The organism is Streptomyces sp. NPDC096339 (assembly GCF_044762985.1).
Classification (GTDB): Bacteria; Actinomycetota; Actinomycetes; order Streptomycetales; family Streptomycetaceae; genus Streptomyces.
Map to the genome: position 1 here is coordinate 531434 of NZ_JBIWFI010000002.1, position 16150 is coordinate 547583.

Annotated in this window: 14 protein-coding genes and 1 pseudogene; 3 read left to right on the top strand and 12 right to left on the bottom strand. The window is 71.0% G+C overall.

The window, feature by feature from the left end:
- Nucleotides 1-349: 349 nt before the first annotated feature.
- The 7 genes from pheA to ACIQ5Y_RS05845 all read right to left on the bottom strand — a co-directional run bounded on the left by pheA (nt 350) and on the right by ACIQ5Y_RS05845 (nt 7435).
- Nucleotides 350-1285: a prephenate dehydratase gene (gene pheA, locus ACIQ5Y_RS05815; RefSeq protein WP_376658423.1), complete on the bottom strand. Its 936-nt coding sequence runs from the start codon at nt 1283-1285 to the stop codon at nt 350-352.
- Nucleotides 1286-1327: 42 nt separating this feature from the next.
- Nucleotides 1328-2605 (bottom strand): iron uptake transporter deferrochelatase/peroxidase subunit, encoded by a 1278-nt coding sequence (gene efeB / locus ACIQ5Y_RS05820; protein WP_403875311.1) that lies wholly within the window; start codon nt 2603-2605, stop codon nt 1328-1330.
- Between the two features lie 5 nt (nt 2606-2610).
- Nucleotides 2611-4569, bottom strand: a complete 1959-nt coding sequence (locus ACIQ5Y_RS05825; RefSeq protein ID WP_403875314.1) for a copper resistance CopC/CopD family protein — start codon at nt 4567-4569, stop codon at nt 2611-2613.
- 28 nt (nt 4570-4597) lie between these two features.
- The gene (locus tag ACIQ5Y_RS05830; RefSeq protein WP_403875317.1) at nt 4598-5089 is read right to left on the bottom strand and encodes a copper chaperone PCu(A)C; all 492 of its coding nucleotides are present in this window, start codon (nt 5087-5089) and stop codon (nt 4598-4600) included.
- Complete coding sequence (locus ACIQ5Y_RS05835; RefSeq protein ID WP_403875319.1) at nt 5086-5739, bottom strand: SCO family protein; 654 nt, start codon at nt 5737-5739, stop codon at nt 5086-5088. Before ACIQ5Y_RS05835 ends, ACIQ5Y_RS05830 begins: the two co-directional genes overlap by 4 nt.
- A 39-nt stretch (nt 5740-5778) precedes the next feature.
- The gene (locus ACIQ5Y_RS05840) at nt 5779-6495 is read right to left on the bottom strand and encodes a YcnI family protein (protein ID WP_403875322.1); all 717 of its coding nucleotides are present in this window, start codon (nt 6493-6495) and stop codon (nt 5779-5781) included.
- Nucleotides 6496-6604: 109 nt separating this feature from the next.
- Entirely contained in the window at nt 6605-7435 is an 831-nt protein-coding gene (locus ACIQ5Y_RS05845) for a hypothetical protein (protein WP_403875325.1), read from the bottom strand.
- Nucleotides 7436-7654: 219 nt separating this feature from the next.
- Here ACIQ5Y_RS05845 and ACIQ5Y_RS05850 point away from each other — a divergent pair, with 219 nt between their 5' ends.
- The gene (locus tag ACIQ5Y_RS05850) at nt 7655-8098 is read left to right on the top strand and encodes an ATP-binding protein (RefSeq protein ID WP_403875328.1); all 444 of its coding nucleotides are present in this window, start codon (nt 7655-7657) and stop codon (nt 8096-8098) included.
- A 122-nt stretch (nt 8099-8220) separates the two neighbouring features.
- On the opposite strand, the gene ACIQ5Y_RS05855 is transcribed toward ACIQ5Y_RS05850, so the two are convergent.
- Nucleotides 8221-9687, bottom strand: coding sequence for an aminopeptidase P family protein (locus ACIQ5Y_RS05855; RefSeq protein WP_403875331.1), 1467 nt, complete (start codon nt 9685-9687; stop codon nt 8221-8223).
- Nucleotides 9688-9878: 191 nt separating this feature from the next.
- Nucleotides 9879-11438 (bottom strand): PP2C family protein-serine/threonine phosphatase, encoded by a 1560-nt coding sequence (locus ACIQ5Y_RS05860; RefSeq protein ID WP_403875333.1) that lies wholly within the window; start codon nt 11436-11438, stop codon nt 9879-9881.
- 386 nt (nt 11439-11824) lie between these two features.
- Between ACIQ5Y_RS05860 and ACIQ5Y_RS05865 the strand changes: the two genes are divergently transcribed.
- Both ACIQ5Y_RS05865 and ACIQ5Y_RS05870 read left to right on the top strand, forming a co-directional pair.
- Entirely contained in the window at nt 11825-12526 is a 702-nt protein-coding gene (locus ACIQ5Y_RS05865) for a bifunctional DNA primase/polymerase (protein WP_403875335.1), read from the top strand.
- Between the two features lie 90 nt (nt 12527-12616).
- A complete protein-coding gene (locus tag ACIQ5Y_RS05870) occupies nt 12617-13210 on the top strand; it encodes a hypothetical protein (protein WP_403875338.1) in 594 nt (197 codons plus the stop codon).
- Nucleotides 13211-13401: 191 nt separating this feature from the next.
- Here the strand turns inward: ACIQ5Y_RS05870 and ACIQ5Y_RS05875 are convergent, their stop codons facing one another.
- The 3 genes and pseudogenes from ACIQ5Y_RS05875 to ACIQ5Y_RS05885 all read right to left on the bottom strand — a co-directional run bounded on the left by ACIQ5Y_RS05875 (nt 13402) and on the right by ACIQ5Y_RS05885 (nt 16144).
- On the bottom strand, nt 13402-14376 hold the full coding sequence (locus ACIQ5Y_RS05875; protein ID WP_403875341.1) for a DUF5926 family protein: 975 nt from the start codon (nt 14374-14376) through the stop codon (nt 13402-13404).
- 280 nt (nt 14377-14656) lie between these two features.
- Nucleotides 14657-15258, bottom strand: a pseudogene (locus tag ACIQ5Y_RS05880) (ATP-binding protein).
- Between the two features lie 85 nt (nt 15259-15343).
- Nucleotides 15344-16144: a glycerophosphodiester phosphodiesterase gene (locus ACIQ5Y_RS05885; protein WP_403875344.1), complete on the bottom strand. Its 801-nt coding sequence runs from the start codon at nt 16142-16144 to the stop codon at nt 15344-15346.
- Between the last annotated feature and the right edge of the window lie 6 nt (nt 16145-16150).

A 16150-nucleotide genomic window follows, 5' to 3' on the forward strand; every position in this document is an offset into this window, starting at 1 on the left:
GAGCCCTGAGCAGGGCCGGAGCCCTCTCTTGTCCACAGGAATTCACAGCCGTCCGATCTTATCCACAGGCTGTGTGCCGCATCTGTGGACACGGGAATAGATCATTCCCGATCGGTGGGTGACCGAGGTGAATCAGGGTTCAAACCGCCCTCACACACTCATTCGGGTGGGAATGACTCGCCCCAAAGAGTTGATCGGTGATACGGGGGTGACGCCGTTCACCTTCCGCTCTCCAGCGCGAAACCCGAGGCCTGCGACCGATATGTCGACCTTGTCGTGCCGCTCTGTCGACTTGTCCCCAGGTTCGCGTCTTGGCCTGTGGATAACTCTGTGGACAGTGGACGGCGGACTACGCGCGGCCGTCGAGGCAGCGAGTCAGCCAGTCGGAGGCGTCCGTGAAGTCACCGTCGGAGGTTCCCGGCCTGGGCGCACCGACGTCACCCAGAGCGACACCGGCCCGCGGGTAGGAACCGAGGAAACGGACCTGGGGGCAGGTCCTCTTGAGCCCCATGAGCGCCTCCCCGACCCTCCGGTCGGAGATGTGCCCCTCGGCGTCGACGGCGAAGCAGTAGTTGCCGATGCCGGCACCGGTCGGCCGGGACTGGATCAGCATCAGGTTGACCCCGCGCACGGCGAACTCCTGGAGGAGCTCCAGCAGCGCACCGGGGCGGTCGTCGCCGAGCCACAGCACCACGGAGGTCTTGTCGGCGCCCGTCGGGGCCGCGGGCCGGGCCGGGCGTCCGACGAGTACGAACCGGGTCTCGGCGTTCTCCGCGTCGTGGATCTCGGTGACGAGCGGTACGAGCCCGTAGGTGGCGGCCGCGAACTCGCCGGCGAAGGCCGCGTCGAAACGGCCCTCCTGGACCAGCCGAGCGCCGTCGGCGTTGGAGGCCGCCGACTCCCACACCGCGTCCGGCAGGTTCGCCCGCAGCCAGTTGCGGACCTGCGGCTGGGCCACCGGGTGCCCGGTGACGGTCTTGACGTCGGACAGCGCGGTACCGGGCCGTACGAGCAGTGCGAAGGCGATGGGCAGCAGCACTTCGCGGTAGATCATCAGGGGTTCGCCGGAGGCGAGCTCGTCCAGGGTGGCGGTGACCCCGCCCTCGACCGAGTTCTCGATCGGGACCAGGGCGGCGGCGGCCTCGCCGTTGCGCACGGCGTCCAGGGCCGCCGGAACGGACACCATCGGGACGAGCTCCCGGGTGGCGGCTTCCGGGAGCGTGCGCAGGGCGGCTTCGGTGAAGGTGCCCTCGGGACCGAGATACGTGAAGCGGGTGGCCGACATGCGGTCAGCCTAATGCCGCCGTGCCCGCCTCCGTGGTGCCGTTCATCCTTCGAGCAGCCGCTGTCCGACGTACTCCCCGGAGCTCGGGCCGGGCGGGACGGCGTACAGGCCGCTGGACTCGTGCCGGATGAACTCCGACAGCGCGTCGCCGCGGTCGAGCTTGCGCTGGACGGGCACGAAACCGCGCAGCGGATCGGCCTGCCAGCAGATGAAGAGGAGTCCCGCGTCGGGGGTGCCGTCGGCGGCGATCCCGTCGTGGAAGGAGAAGGGGCGCCGCAGCATGGCGGCCCCGCCGTTCTGCGCGGGGGCGGAGATCCGGGCGTGGGCGTTGGACGGGATGACGGGCTTGCCGTCGGCTCCGAACTTGTTCAGGTCCAGCGGGGTGGTCTCGGTGCCGCCGGTCAGCGGGGCACCGGTGGCCTTGGTACGGCCGATGACCTGCTCCTGCTGTGCGAGCGACTGCTTGTCCCAGTCGTCCAGGAGCATGCGGATGCGTCGTACGACGGCGTACGAGCCTCCCGCCATCCACCCGTGTTCGGCCGGTCCGGGGCCCGCGGCGGGAACGAAGATCCGCTTGTCGAAGTCGGGCTGTGCGGGCTTCGGGTTGCCCGTGCCGTCGATCTGGCCCATCAGGTTGCGGGCGGTCATCGGGGTTCCGGTGGCGCCGGGCGACCGGTTGAAGCCGTTCATCTGCCAGCGGACCTTGGCGGCGTCCCCCGCGTCCTTCTGCAGGGCGCGCAGGGCGTGGAAGGCGACGAGTCCGTCGTTCGAGCCGATCTGGATCCACAGGTCGCCGTTGCTGCGCTGGGGGTCGAGGCGGTCGGAGGAGAAGTCCGGGAGCGGGTCGAGAGCCGTGGGGCGGCGGGCCGTGAGACCGGTCCGGTCGAAGAAGGAGTGACCGAAGCCGAAGGTGACGGTGAGGGAGGACGGGCCGGCGTCGAGGGCGATGCCGCTGTCGGAAGTCGGGGCGGTCTCGCCCGCCATCAGCCGCCGGGCCGTCTCGGACCAGCGGCGCAGCAGCGCCGCCGCCTCGGTGCGGCCGGCGCCCGCGGCGAGGTCGAAGGCGAGGACATGGCCCTTGGCCTGGAGGGGGGTGGTGATACCGGCCTGGTGGTCCCCTTCGAAGGCGACCCGGGTGGCGCCGAGGGAGGACAGGCTCCCGGCTGCGCCTGCGGCGGAGCCGGTACCGGAGTCGGCGAGTGCGGAGTGCGCGAGGGCGCCGCCCGCTGCGCCGAGCGCCAGTCCCGCGGCGCCGGCGGCACCGACGGTGCCCAGCAGCCGGCGCCGGGAGATCTCGATGTCGGAGTTGCTCTCGGTCACGCTGTTCAGCCGATCTTCACGTTCTTCTGGACGGTCGTCTGGTCGATGTCGGAGGTGCGGACGGTCACGTCGATGCGCCACTCGCCAGCCAACGGCAGCTGGACTCCGGACGCGGTCCAGTGTCCCGGTGCGGCACGGTCGGGGACGAGTGGCAGGGGCCCGATGTCCTTGGCGGGGAGGGTGAAGGCGATCTTGACCTCGGGGAGGTCGAGTGGCTGGCCGTCCCCGGAGTCGGCCCACAGGTGCAGGGTGTTGGCACCGACCCGGCCGGGGTCCAGCTCCAGCCGGACGGACCCCTTGCCGTTCGGGCCGCCGGTGTCGAACGGCAAGGTGATCTTGACCGCACGGTCGGGGACGGCGGGCGCGGCGGAACCGCGGGCTGCCTCCCGTTCCACGGTGCGACCGGGCTCGGTGCTGGTGAGGACCGTGGTGACGGCGAGCAGGATCACGGCGACGGCGGCCTCGGCGAGGACGGAACGACGCAGGCCCACGCGATCCGTGTCCGCGTTGCGGACCTGCTTCTCGCGCGCGTTCTCGCGGGCGGCGCGCTGGCGGGCGAGCTGGGCGGCGCGCTTGGGATCGGCCGGAACGGTGACCGACTCGGTTTCACGTGAAACATCGGTGGTCGCGACGTCCGTAGTGGCCGTTTCACGTGAAACATCGGCCAGCCGACCGGTCCACTTGCGGGACACGTAGGCGAGGGCGATGAGGACCGCGACCAGGCCGACCTTCACGAGGAGCAGCCGTCCGTAGTCCGTTCCCGTGAGGGCGGACCAGCTGCCGATCTGGCGCCAGGACTGGTACACGCCGGTGACGGCCAGGACCAGGACGCTGACGAAGGCGACCTTGGAGAAGCGTTGGACGGCGGCCCGCTCGATCCCTGGGACCTTGTGGAGGGTGATGAGCAGGGCGGTCAGACCGCCGAGCCAGGTGGCCGCGGCCAGCAGGTGAAGGATGTCGACGGGCATGGCGATACCGGGCTGGATGCCGGTCGAGGCGTGCTCGGACAGGGCCCAGGTGGCGGCGATGCCGGCGGAGACGACCGTGCCGCCGATGGCCAGGCCGAAGGTGAGGTCGTCGGTGTCCCGGGTCCCCTCCGACTCTTCCGCCGGGCCCTGCGCGGTGTCTGCGGAGTCCTTTTGGCGGCGGGCGTAGACACCGAGGAGGACCGCGATGAAGAGGGCGGCCGCGCCCAGCAGGAGCAGCCGGGAGACGAGTGAGGCGCCGGTCTTGGTCGCCAGGACGGCCCGCAGCCCGTCGAGGTCGAAGGCGTCGGCGAACTTTCCGGACCCGGTGTAGGGGGTGCGGAGCACCAACATCACGAGAGTGGCCGCGGTCAGGGTGACCCAGGCGCGGACGACGAGCTTCTGGAGCGGCCGCTGCGCCGCACCCCGGCGCCAGCACAGCAGGATGAAGGCGGCCGCACCGACGAGGACGGTGAAGCCGGCGTAGGCGGCGTAGCGGGCGATCCCGTAGGCGATGCCCACCGGGCCGCCGCCCGCCTGCTGGGCGGGCAGCTTGACGGTGGTGGTGGAGGGGGCGCCGACGGAGAAGGTGAAGGCGCCGGAGATGGGGTGGCTGTCGGCGGAGACGGCCTGCCAGGCGACGGTGTACGTCCCGTTGGGCAGGCCGCTGCGCAGGGCGGTGCCGTAGCGGACGGTGTTCCCGCTGCACAGGTCGCGCAGTTCGCCGGTGTCCACGCGCTTGCCCTGGGGGTCCAGGATGCGGATGGAGTCGCCGCCCATGGCGACCTGCTCGGAGAAGGAGAGCGTGACCTGGGCGGGGGCCGTGGCGACCACCGCCCCGTCCTTGGGGTCGCTCGCGGTGAGTGCTGCGTGTGCCGTGGCCGGGGCGGCCGCGGTGAACAGGGTTGCCAGCAGGGCTGCGAGGACCAGCGCGAGCCGCGGCAGGAGTGCCGTGGCGCGGACGCGGGCCGCGGAGGGGGCGGGGGCGGTGGTCGTCATGGCGTGTCAGTCCCTCGGTGCGGGTCCGTCAGTGACCGTTGCTGTTCTGGGCGTTGTACGTCCGTTCCTTCACGTCCAGCTCGACCTTGACCGGATCGGCCTTCTCGAAGTGCAGCTCGACCGTGACCTTGTCGCCGACCTTCGGGGTGTTCTTGAGCCCCATGAACATGACGTGGTTGCCGCCGCGTTCCAGCTTCAGTTCACCGTTGGCAGGCACGTCCATGGACGGGACCTGCTGCATCTTCTGGTCCTTCGTCTCGTGGATCTGGAGATCGTCGGAGAGCGGGGAGGTGACGCCGGTGAGCTTGTCGGCGGTCTTGGAGTCGTTCTTGATGACCATGAACGCGCCGGCCATCTTGTCGTTGACGGGCTCGGGCATGTACCCGCCGCTGACCGTCATGCTCGGCTTGCCCTTGGCGGAGTCGCCGGAGCCGTCGGAGTCGGAGGAGCAGCCGGATATGGCGAGCGCTGCCGTCAGGGAGAGGGCGGCGGCGAGGGTGCGGGTGGTGCGGGCGTTCACGGGTTCTCTCCCTTGATGATCTTCGGCAGGTCCTTGGTGTAGTCGTCGACGGTGGCACCCTCGCCGTAGAGGACGTAGCCCTCGTCGGTCTTGGGCGAGAACGCGATGACCTGGGCGCCGTGCATGGAGACGACGCTGCCGTCGGCCTCCTTCTTGGCGGCCTCGATACCGATGCCGAGCGTGCGCGCGGCGGCCTGGATGGTGGCGAAGTCCCCGGTGAGTCCGACGAACGCCGGGTCCTGGGCCTTGAGCCACGCGCCGAGGGATTCGGGAGTGTCCCGGTCGGGGTCGGTGGTGACGAACACGACCTGGAGCTTGTCCTGGTCGGCCTTGGGAAGTGCCTTCTTGGCGACGGCGATGTTGCTCATCGTCAGGGGGCACACGTCGGGGCAGTTGGTGTAGCCGAAGTAGATGAGGGTGGGCCGGCCCTTGGTCTGCTCGCGAAGGTTCCACGGCTTGCCGGTGGTGTCCGTGAGGACGAGCTCCGGCTTGGTGAAGGGGCGGTCGAGGACGGTCGCGGCCTTCCCGCCGCTCTGGCCGCCCGCGATCTGGGTGACCGAGCCGGGCTTGGTGGGCTCGCTGCCGCAGGCGGTGAGGGTGAGTGCGGCCGCCGCGAGGAGGGCGGCGACCGTCACACGTGTGGTGCGCATGAAAGAGGTGTCCCTGTGATCGGGGATGGTTCGGACGGGTCAGGAGGAGCGGCGGCGCGAGGCGACGCCGAAGGCGACACCGCCGAGCCCGACGAGGATGCCGGCGATGCCGAGGACGCGCGCCGTGTTGTCGGCGCCGTGCTCGGAGCCGGCCTCGTCGTGGCCGTGGGCGTCCTTGTCCGTCTTCGCGTCCTTGGCGTTCTTGTCGTCGTGGTGGTCGTCCGCACCCTTGGCGGCGGTCAGCTTCAGGACGGGCGCCGGGTTCTGCGGTTCCGCGGCGCCTTCCTTGGGCTCCTCGATCCAGCGGACGACCTCGCCGTTGTCGTAGGTCTGGATGGACTTGAAGACCATCTTGTCCGCGTTCTCGGGCAGCTTGCCGACGGAGAGCGGGAACTGCTGGAACTTGCCGGGCTCGATCTTGCCGCCGGTCCAGGTGACCTTGGTGACGGCTTCGTTGATCTGCTTGCCGTGGACGGTGAGCGGCTTGTCGAGCTTGCTCTTCTCGACCGTCACGGTCCAGCCGGGGACGTCCTGCGGCATGACGGACGTGAGCGGCTGGTCCACGGGGAAGTTGACCTCCAGCTGAGTGGTCGAGGCGTTGTCGCGCTCGTTGGGGACCTTGAAGTTGATCGTCGCGTAGCCGCCCTTGGTGGCCTCGCCGGGCTGTACGCCGACATGGGCGAAGGCGGTACCGGACAGGACGAGGACGGTACCGGCGGCGAGGGCGGCGGCGAAGGAGACGCGAGAGGTCTTCATGGCAGGAACACTCCACGGAAGCAGTGGTGACGGTGGCTCCGCGCACGGGCGCGCGCGGAGTTCGCGGCACCGGTGTTCCCGTCGGGTGAAGGGGAAGGCGGGTGCCGCGTCAGGCTGCGAGGGCGAGTGCCATGGGCGGCCCGCGCCTGATCACCGTGTGCTGGAGTGCCTCACGGCCGGTGGGGGCCGCGGGGTCGGTCCCCGTCCGCGGGGTGCGCCGGGCGAGGGCCGGTGCGGCCGGGAGTCCGGCGCGGAGGGCCCGTACGAGCGCCAGCGCGGCGCGCAGCGGGCGTACCGGGCCGGCTTCGGCGGAGAGCCGGGACAGTTCGAGGAGCCGGCAGAGCGCGGCGTCGCCGCGGCCGAGCAGCCAGCCGGCGGCGAGCGCCGCCAGCAGGTGGCCGATGAGCATGCCCGGGGTGAGCAGCGCTGTGGCGGGTGCGGCGGTGGTGGCGTGGGCCAGGTGCGCGTGCCCGTCGTGGCCCTGCGCGGCGAGGTCTCCGGCCTGTGCGGCCAGCGCCGCCGGGTCCAGGCCCGCGCTCTCCAGGACCTGCCGGGCGTCGGCCGGGCTGAGCGGTACGGAGTTGCCCCCGCACACCAGGCGGGCGGCGAGCGCAGCGAGCGAGGCGTCGCCGGTGGCGGCGCCGGCCGGTGCCTGCCCGGCGACGGCGCTGTGCTGGCCGAGGCCGAACAGCGTGTGCAGGGCCAGTTGTCCGGTGGCGAGCGCGGCGGTGATGCCGGGCAGTGTGCGACGGCGTCCCGCGAGCGGGGCCGCGACCGCGAGGACCGCGACGAAGCCGAGGCACAGCGACCACCAGGGCACGGTGGCGCAGGACGCCAGGGCGTGCCCGGCCCCGGACAGCACGACACAGACCGCGGTGAACACCGCGGCCCGGATCATCCGGAGGCCGGCTCCGGAGTGTGTCGCGTGGGGGGCAGTCATGGCCGGGTCATCATCGCACTGCGCTTGGGCGGTTCATACGGCAGGTCCGGAAGGTCCCTTGAGTCCGCTCTGGGAATCGCTCGAGGCGGGTCCGCCACCCGTCCCGGTACCCGCATACACCGCGTCCCGGGAGAGCCGCCATCGGCCGAACGGGGGCATTGCGTGTCCGGGGGGCTGCGGAGCGCTTACGACCGCCCGAGGGCGGCAATACGTAACCGTATGAGCATCTGGTGGTCTCTCCACTTGAGGCGCGAAGCCGCGAGCGTGCCGCTCGCCAGGCGACTGCTGCTCGGGACGATGGAGACCGCGGGGGTGGACCCGGACATCTCCTTCGATCTCTCTGTGGCCCTGAGCGAGGCGTGTGCGAACGCGGTGGAGCACGGAGGGCACGGCGATCTTCCGCACGAGGCCGAGGCGTACCACGTCACGGCCTATCTGGACGGGGACCGCTGTCGCATCGAGGTGAGCGATTCGGGGCCGGGTTTTCCCGCCGCGACGGTGGCCCGTCGCAGACCCTCCCTGGCCGAGAGCGGCCGGGGTTTGCACTTGATCGCGGAACTGGCCGACCACGTCCGGTTCCGCAACCGGCCGGGCCGGGGTGCGGTGGTCAGCTTCGACAAGATGCTGAAGTGGCGCGACGACGCGCTGCTCAAGGTCTCCTAGGCCGGCTCGGGACCGGCCGGGCCGGCCCACGGGTCCGCCGGCTTCCCGGTCGGGGGGGCGACGTGCCGGTGGGCGGGACCCCGTAGGGGATCCCGCCCACCCAGGACGCGCGAGCGGGGCCGTCAGCCCTTGAGGCGTGCCATCCAGGCCTCGACGTCGACCGAGGTGCGGGGCAGTCCGGCCGACAGGTTCCGGTTGCCGTCCTCGGTGACGAGGATGTCGTCCTCGATCCGGACGCCGATGCCGCGGTACTCCTCGGGCACGGTCAGGTCGTCGGCCTGGAAGTACAGACCCGGCTCGACGGTCAGGCACATGCCCGGCTCCAGCGTGCCGTCGACGTACGCCTCGGTGCGCGCGGCGGCGCAGTCGTGGACGTCCATGCCGAGCATGTGGCCGGTGCCGTGCAGGGTCCAGCGGCGCTGCAGGCCGAGTTCCAGGACGCGCTCGACCGGGCCCTCCAGCAGGCCCCACTCGACGAGCTTCTCGGCCAGCACGTGCTGGGAGGCGTCGTGGAAGTCGCGGAACTTCGCGCCCGGCTTGACGGCGGCGATGCCGGCTTCCTGGGACTCGTAGACCGCGTCGTAGATCTTGCGCTGGATGTCGGTGTACGTGCCGTTGATCGGCAGGGTGCGCGTGACGTCGGCGGTGTAGAGGGAGTGGGTCTCCACACCGGCGTCGAGCAGCAGCAGGTCGCCGGAGCGGACGTCGCCGTCGTTGCGGACCCAGTGCAGGGTGCAGGCGTGCGGGCCGGCGGCGCAGATGGAGCCGTAGCCGACGTCGTTGCCCTCGACGCGGGCGCGCAGGAAGAAGGTGCCCTCGATGTAGCGCTCGGAGGTGGCCTCCGCCTTGTCGAGGACCTTCACGACGTCCTCGAAGCCCCGGACGGTGGAGTCGACGGCCTTCTGCAGCTCGCCGATCTCGAATTCGTCCTTCACGGCGCGGGCCTCGGAGAGGTAGACGCGCAGTTCCTCGTCGCGCTCCTTGGTCACCTTGTCGGTGAGGGCGGACTCGATGACGGCGTCGTGACCGCGTACGTTGCGGACCGGGCCCTCGGCCTCGGTCAGGGCCTCGGCGAGCTCGCGCACGTCCTTGGCGGGGATGCCCAGGAGCTGCTCGGCCTCGGCGAGGGAGTGGCGGCGGCCGACCCACAGCTCGCCTTGGCCGGAGAGCCAGAACTCGCCGTTCTCGCGGTTGGAGCGGGGAAGCAGGTAGATCGTGGCGGTGTGACCGGTCTCTCCGGTGGGCTCCAGGACGAGGACGCCGTTCTCGGTCTGGTCGCCGGTGAGGTAGGCGTACTCGGTCGAGGCACGGAAGGGGTACTCCGTGTCGTTCGAGCGGGTCTTCAGACGGCCGGCGGGGACGACGAGGCGCTCACCGGGGAAGCGGGCGGACAGCGCGGCGCGGCGGGCGGCGGTGTGCGCGGCCTGGGCGATGGGCTCCAGCCCGTGCAGCTCGGTGTCGGCCCAGCCGGTGCGCATGCTCTCGGCGAGTTCGTCGCTGACGCCCGGGTACAGACCGTTCTTGCGCTGCTTGTGCGTCTTCTTGGGCTGCTCTTCTTCCGGGGTCTCCGGGGTGAGCTCGTCAGCCACGTCTTCTCCTCAGCTACGACAGACACGGACCTGGGTGTGGACCCCATCCATCGTATGTGTGAGCGGAAGGCCCCCGGAGGCTCTGTGCCATATCGCACAAATGGCATCAAAACCCTCAATGCCCGCAATGGTGACAACGGGGGCAACCGGCGGACCCGCCAACGAGGGGCAACCGCCCGGAACGCGCCGGATCATTCGAAGCGCGCGGCGAGCAGTACGACGTCCTCGGGGGCGTCCTCGAAGTCCGTTCCGGGCAGCAGGGTCCGCAGGATGTGGTCGCAGATCGCCCCCGGATCCTCCCGGGCGATCCGGGGGACCCCCGCGGCCGCCGCGTGCAGCCGTGCGTAGGCCCGGTCCATCGGGTCCCCGGTGCGGCGCAGCAGTCCGTCCGTGTACAGCAGCACCGTTTCTCCGGCGGCGGGCTCGATGTCCACGCTCGGCGCTTCCCAACAGGACAGCATCCCGAGCGGTGCGGAGAGGGAGGTTTCGACGTACTCGGTGCGGCGCTCGCCGATGAGGAGCGGCGGGGTGTGCCCGGCACCGGCCAGGACGATCTTGGTCGGCTGTCCTGTGCCGGGTCCGCCCGCGGGCTCGCAGTACGCGAAGAGCGCGGTCGCCGAACGCGCGGGCTCGGTCAGTCGCAGCAGCAGTTCCAGGTCGGACAGGACCGCGACCGGGTCCTCGCCCTCCATGACGGCGTACGCGCGCAGGGAGGCGCGCAGCCGTCCCATGGCGGCGACGGCGCTCGGCCCGGAGCCGGTGACGGAGCCGACGGCCAGTCCGAGGGCGCCTTCGGGCAGGGGAAGAGCGTCGTACCAGTCGCCTCCGCCGAGCGGCCCCGTGTGGTGGCGGGCGGCGAGCTGGACGCCGGGGATCCGGGGCAACCGGCTGGGCAGCAGCTCCTCGGCGACGGTGGCCAGGCGGGAGCGCGAGCGTTCGACCTCCAGCACTCTGGCCAGGTGCTCGGCGGCGTGCCGTACGTAGAGCCCGACGAGGTCGCGCTGGCGGTCGTTCGGCTCGGCCTGCTCGTCGTAGAGCCACACGGCCGCTCCGAGCAGCCCGGTGGCCTCGGCGGTAAGCGGCAGCGCGTAGCTGGCGGCGTACCCGAGGCGGGCGGCGACCTCGCGGTGACGGGGGTCGACGGGGGCGGCGAAGCCCCCGGTGCCGGCGGGCGCGTCCGGTTCGGGAAGCACCTCGGAGCCGCCGTGCGCGTCCGGCAGTCCGTCGAGGATGCGCCCGTACGAGGTCGCGCTGCGCGGCACGGTCTCGATGTGGCCGAGGTCGGCGTGGCCGAGGCCGAGGCCGATCGTGGTGGTGGGGCCGAGGCCGTCGGAGGGCTCCAGGACGACCAGTCCGCGGCGGGCCCCGACGAGTGAGGCGCCTGCCCGCAGGAACTCGTGGAGCGAGGCGTCGAGATCGCCGGTGCGGGCGAGGCGCTCGGTGAGTTCGTGGAGGGTGGTGAGGTCCGAGACCATGCCCGCGAGCCGGTCCTGGATGAGGCTGCCCGGGGCGGCCGCGGGGGGCGGCGGGGCCTGGGCGGGAGTGGTCCGCGCGGGTGTGGGCGCAGCAGTGTGCGGTGACGCGGTAACTGCTGGATCGATTCCAGCCACTTTCGGCAGATGCGGAGCGCTCATGGCGTCCGCCTTTCCACCTGGTGCGATTCGCCATATAGCATCGCAAACCCCCAGATCGTGCTGCGTCGCCATCAAGGAATCCACATCTACACGCACACACGGATCCATGTCCAGCATTGCCCAGGTGGGAATCCTGGTGTCCGTGGGGCGGCAACTCACTGTCCGGCCAAGGCTAGAACTTGGCTGGAAAAAGCTGGAACCGGACGGTTTTTACGATCGACTGGACGGGCTCGGTGAGGGGTCCGGGTACGTAACCGGTAGCGCCCGGGGCCAGTTGGAACCGCCCGGCGCGGGTCGCCGTCCTTAGCGGCGGCAGCCGGTCTCGGTACCGGCGCGGGTCGCGCTCCATGCCCGCCGGACGTTTGATGGACCCGTAAGACGACTGCACGAGCCGTGTGAACCTGCTTCTGGTGGACAGTGACGCGAAACGTGTACGTGTGGTGAGACACCGGTTACGTGGTGTGATGTGGCCCTCGGCGTTCAACGGAAAGGAACGAGCGCTCATGCGCGAGATCCTCGGAAGGCGTCTCCAACGGCTCCGCGACCGCTTTCGATCCCTGCGACCCGACCCCGGACGGACCGCCGCCCCGGCGGCCCTCCTCGACGCGGCGCTTCACTGCGCCACCGTCCGGCAGTGGCCCGTCCTGCCCGGTGTCGGCCGGTCCGCCGCGGACGGTTCGCGCTGTGCCTGCCCCGACCCCGACTGCGTCGTTCCCGGCGCGCACCCCTTCGACCCGGGGCTGCTCGCGGCCACCACCGACCCCCGGATGGTGGCCTGGTGGTGGACGCGGCGGCCCGCCGCTCCCGTGCTCCTGGCCACGGGCGGGACCGCCCCGTGCGCGGTGAGCCTGCCGGCCGGCGCCGCGGCGCGTGCTCTCGTACGGCTGGACGCCCAAGGGCTGCGGCTGGGGCCGGTCGTGGCCACGCCGACCCGTTGGTCGGTGTTGGTGGCGCCTTATTCGCTGGAGCGGCTCGGCGAACTCCTCTACGCCAAGGACCACGTGCCCTCCTCGCTGCGTTTCCACGGCGAGGGCGGGTACTTGTTGCTGCCGCCCTCGGCCGCGTCCAGCGGTGGCCGGGTGCGCTGGGAGCGGGAGCCGGGTGCGGGGAGGGACCTGTGGCTGCCCGAGGTCGAGGCGGTCGTGGACGCGCTGGTCGAGGCGAGCAGCGGTGCACCCGGCGGCGGCAGCCGACTTGCGTACTGATCACTCGTACGGGTGCCGGCGAGACGGGTTTCCACGGGAATTGGGCGCGGGGATCTCCGGGCCCCATTCCCGCGTCGCTATCTTCGGCGAATGAATCTCCGCCTGATCGGTATCGGCGCCGGTGTGTTGATCATCCTGTCCCTCCCGCTCGCGGGAGCGATCGCCGGGCCGGATTTTGCCGGTCAGGATGACGGAAAAGGCGACGGCCTGTTCTCGACGCTGGGCCTTTCGAACTCACCGAAGGGGTCCTCCCGATCTCACGGGTCTTCCGCGGGGGCTCCGCGTGACGCGGCACCCGGTGCCGCCGGGCGACAGTCCGGGCCGTCCGTCGCGCCGCGTTCCGATGCCCGCTGCGGTCCCGAACTGTCCTCGCCGCACGGGTTGGAGGCGCAGACCTGCGTCCTGGTGGGCGAGGGGCAGACGTGGGGGCGGAGTTACTACCGGAACACCAGTGGTCATGCACTGGATGCCGTGCTGACGGTGATGGGTCCGGCGGGGCGCACCGTGCAGATCCGGTGCGTGGTCGGCGCGGGGGACGAACCGGGACTGTGCGAGACGCCGAGGGAGGCCTCTTCCGGGGCGCCCGACAGTTACTCGGCGGTTGCGGAATTTGCACTTCCGGATGATGAAGGCCGACTGTTGCTGCGGTCCGGGAGCAACTCACCGGCACCGGGTGACGGTTGAGCGCCACCTGAAAACCAAGGGCCCGGTCGCTGGCGACGGGGGATGCACCAGCGACCGGGCTACAAGAACGGTAACAAGAGATCGCCTGTTCGCAAATTCGATCTCCGATATTCAGACATCGATTTGCAGACGATTAGCGGGAGTTGTGACCCCTGTCACCGGCTCCGCGCGGGGCGCGGGCGGGGGGAGCGTCAGCTGAGGGTCACCTGACGGTTGGTGAGCCCGCCACGCGCCCGGCGCTCCTCCGTGGTCAGCGGTGCGTCCGTGGCCAGGGCCCCGGCCAGCCGCTCCGCGAACTCCGCCGCGGGCTTCTCCACGTCCTCCGCCGTGACCCCGGTGGGCAGGTCCCAGACGGGGACCATCAGGCCGTGCGCGCGGAAGGATCCGACGAGCTTCGTGCCCTCGCCGAGCGAGGTGGTGCCGGCCGCGTGCAGTCGCGCGAGGGCGTCGAGCAGCTTCTCCTCGGCGTGCGGCATGACCCAGCGCAGGTGGTTCTTGTCCGGGGTCTCGCACCAGTAGGCCGCGTCCACACCGGTCAGCTTGACGGTGGGAATGGCGGCGGCGTTGGCGCGCTCCAGCGAGGCGGCGATCTCCGGGGAGGCGTTCTGAGCGCTCTCCGATTCCGGAATCCAGAATTCGAAGCCCGTGTGGACAACCGGCTCGAAACCGCCGTCGGCGTCCAGGAGATCCTGAAGTCGCGGACCCTCGGCGGGAACCCGGCGGGCCGCCACGGGAGTACCCGGGTCCGCCACGAGCGCACGCTCCAGGGTGTCGGCCAGATCGCGGGCGAGGTCCCCGCTGGAGGATTCGTTCTGCAGGCCGAGCAGGACGGAACCGTCCTCGCGGCGCAGCGCCGGCCAGGCCATGGGCAGTACGGTCACCAGCGTCACGGAGGGAACGCCCTCGGGCAGACCGCCCTTGAGGGTCAGCGGCACGGTGGCCGCGGGCACGAGTTCGCGCAGCGCGACCCAGTCGCACTCGCCCGGCAGGCCCTCGAAGGGGCGTCGCACGTGCTCGGTGACGGCGTGCGCGGCGGCTGCGCCGTGGCATGCCTTGTAGCGGCGCCCGGATCCGCAGGGACAGGGCTCGCGGGCACCCACCACGGGGATTTCGCCGTTGTCGAGCTGCGGCTTTGCAGTCTTGGCTGCGGGGCGCTTCTTGGCCATCGTGGGTGTCTCCCGGTTGCGGCGGTACGGCGTCGTGTCTGGGCGCGAGCCTAGTCGTTCGTACCGCCGGAACCGGTGGGGTGCGGCCGGGAGCACGGTCGGCGTGCGCTCCCGGACGGCCGCTTGTCTCTTCCCGCGTGGTCCAGTTGTCGTCGAGCGGTGTTCTGTTGGTGTTCTGTTGTGTCGATCGGTTGTCGTGTCGCCGCGTTTCGCTTCGTTTCGTGTTGCTTCGCTTCGCTTCGCTTTGCGTCGTGCGCGGATGCCGCGCCGTGTGTCGCCTTCAGAGATCGAGATCGTCGAAGGCGGTGTCGAAGTCGATCGCCGGGGCCGCAACGCGCGTAGCGAAATCCTCGTGCCGGGGCCCACAGGCAACGATCACCCACACGGTGACCTCACCTGCCGCTCCGTCCCGGACACCCCAGTCCTGGGCAAGGGCGCTGATGATGTTCAGCCCCCGGCCGCCGCGCGCGGTGACCGAGGGCGTGGCCGGAACGGGGCGAGTGGGCCCGCCCCCGTCCGTGACCTCGACCGTCAGTCGCCCCGCTGTGTCGAAGCGCCATGCGGCGCGTATCTCCCCGTCCCCGACTTCCCGTGAGCCCAGCGGCCTGCCGTGTCGGCAAGCGTTGCTGAGCAGTTCGGAAAGGATCAGTACGGCATCGTCCACGACCGATTCGGACACCCCGCTGATACGCAATTGCTCACGCATCCGGTGTCTCGCCTCGCCCACACCCGCAGGACCATGGCGTACATCCATGCACGACGACGTGGGCACTTCCTGTGCCACCATCAACGCCACCCCCGGAACCTCCTTAGCCCCACGCATGGTCTGGATGCCCCAATGGCCTGGACCGGAAACCGCCGGAGCGGAGCCCTCTGACGCATTCGCACCGGCCGAATGCGGAGCGGATGCGCCGGTGCACACCCTGTTACGGGTGGGATGGGGGTGGCGAGTGGGCAAATGGGGACGTCAGCGGCCCAGTTGGGACAGAACCTGACGGGGTCTGTTCGTAATGATCGCTTCCACGCCGAGATCAGCGCAGAGCTGAACGTCTTCCGGATCGTTCACGGTCCATACGTGTACGGAGTGCCCCGCGCTCTGCAGCTTGCGGATGTAGCCGGGGTGGTTGCGTACGATCCGCATCCCCGGACCGGCGATGCGGACGCCGGCCGGCAGCCGCCCGTCCCGCATGCGGGGCGAGATGAACTGCATCAGGTACACGGTCGGGATCGTCGGGGCGGCCGCCCGTACCCGGTGCAGGGAGCGCGCCGAGAAGCTCATGACGCGGACCGGGTGCGGCCCCTCCGCGGGCGGGGTGTCCAGGCCGAAGCGCTTGAGGAGGAAGAGGAGGCGCTCCTCCACCTGTCCGGCCCAGCGGGTCGGGTGTTTCGTCTCGATCGCCAGCGGAACGGGCCGGCCGGTGTCGGACACGAGCTCCAGGAGTCGCTCCAGGGTGAGGACGGAGGTGCGCTCGGGGTCCGCGTCCCAGTCGGGGGATTCCTCGCGGTCCTTCCAGGAGCCGAAGTCGAGGGCGGCGAGGTCGGCGAGCTCCAGGGCGGAGACGGCGCCGCGGCCGTTGGAGGTGCGGTTCACCCGGCGGTCGTGCACCAGGACCAGATGGCCGTCGGCGGTCAGCCGGATGTCGCATTCGAGAGCGTCCGCGCCGTCGTCGATGGCCTTGCGGTAGGCGGCCAGAGTGTGCTCGGGCGCGTCCTCCGAGGCGCCCCGGTGGGCGACGACCTGGATGGGGTGCGGCGTTGCGTGGGTCACCGGGTC

Bases quoted from the DNA above. Each gene is read 5' to 3' on its own strand.
- ACIQ5Y_RS05835 (WP_403875319.1), bottom strand. From the start codon at position 5,739: ATGCGCACCACACGTGTGACGGTCGCCGCCCTCCTCGCGGCGGCCGCA.
- ACIQ5Y_RS05825 (WP_403875314.1), bottom strand. From the start codon at position 4,569: ATGACGACCACCGCCCCCGCCCCCTCCGCGGCCCGCGTCCGCGCCACG.
- ACIQ5Y_RS05840 (WP_403875322.1), bottom strand. From the start codon at position 6,495: ATGAAGACCTCTCGCGTCTCCTTCGCCGCCGCCCTCGCCGCCGGTACC.
- ACIQ5Y_RS05870 (WP_403875338.1), top strand. From the start codon at position 12,617: ATGAATCTCCGCCTGATCGGTATCGGCGCCGGTGTGTTGATCATCCTG.
- ACIQ5Y_RS05845 (WP_403875325.1), bottom strand. From the start codon at position 7,435: ATGACTGCCCCCCACGCGACACACTCCGGAGCCGGCCTCCGGATGATC.
- pheA (WP_376658423.1), bottom strand. From the start codon at position 1,285: ATGTCGGCCACCCGCTTCACGTATCTCGGTCCCGAGGGCACCTTCACC.
- ACIQ5Y_RS05865 (WP_403875335.1), top strand. From the start codon at position 11,825: ATGCGCGAGATCCTCGGAAGGCGTCTCCAACGGCTCCGCGACCGCTTT.
- ACIQ5Y_RS05850 (WP_403875328.1), top strand. From the start codon at position 7,655: ATGAGCATCTGGTGGTCTCTCCACTTGAGGCGCGAAGCCGCGAGCGTG.
- ACIQ5Y_RS05875 (WP_403875341.1), bottom strand. From the start codon at position 14,376: ATGGCCAAGAAGCGCCCCGCAGCCAAGACTGCAAAGCCGCAGCTCGAC.
- ACIQ5Y_RS05860 (WP_403875333.1), bottom strand. From the start codon at position 11,438: ATGCTGGACATGGATCCGTGTGTGCGTGTAGATGTGGATTCCTTGATG.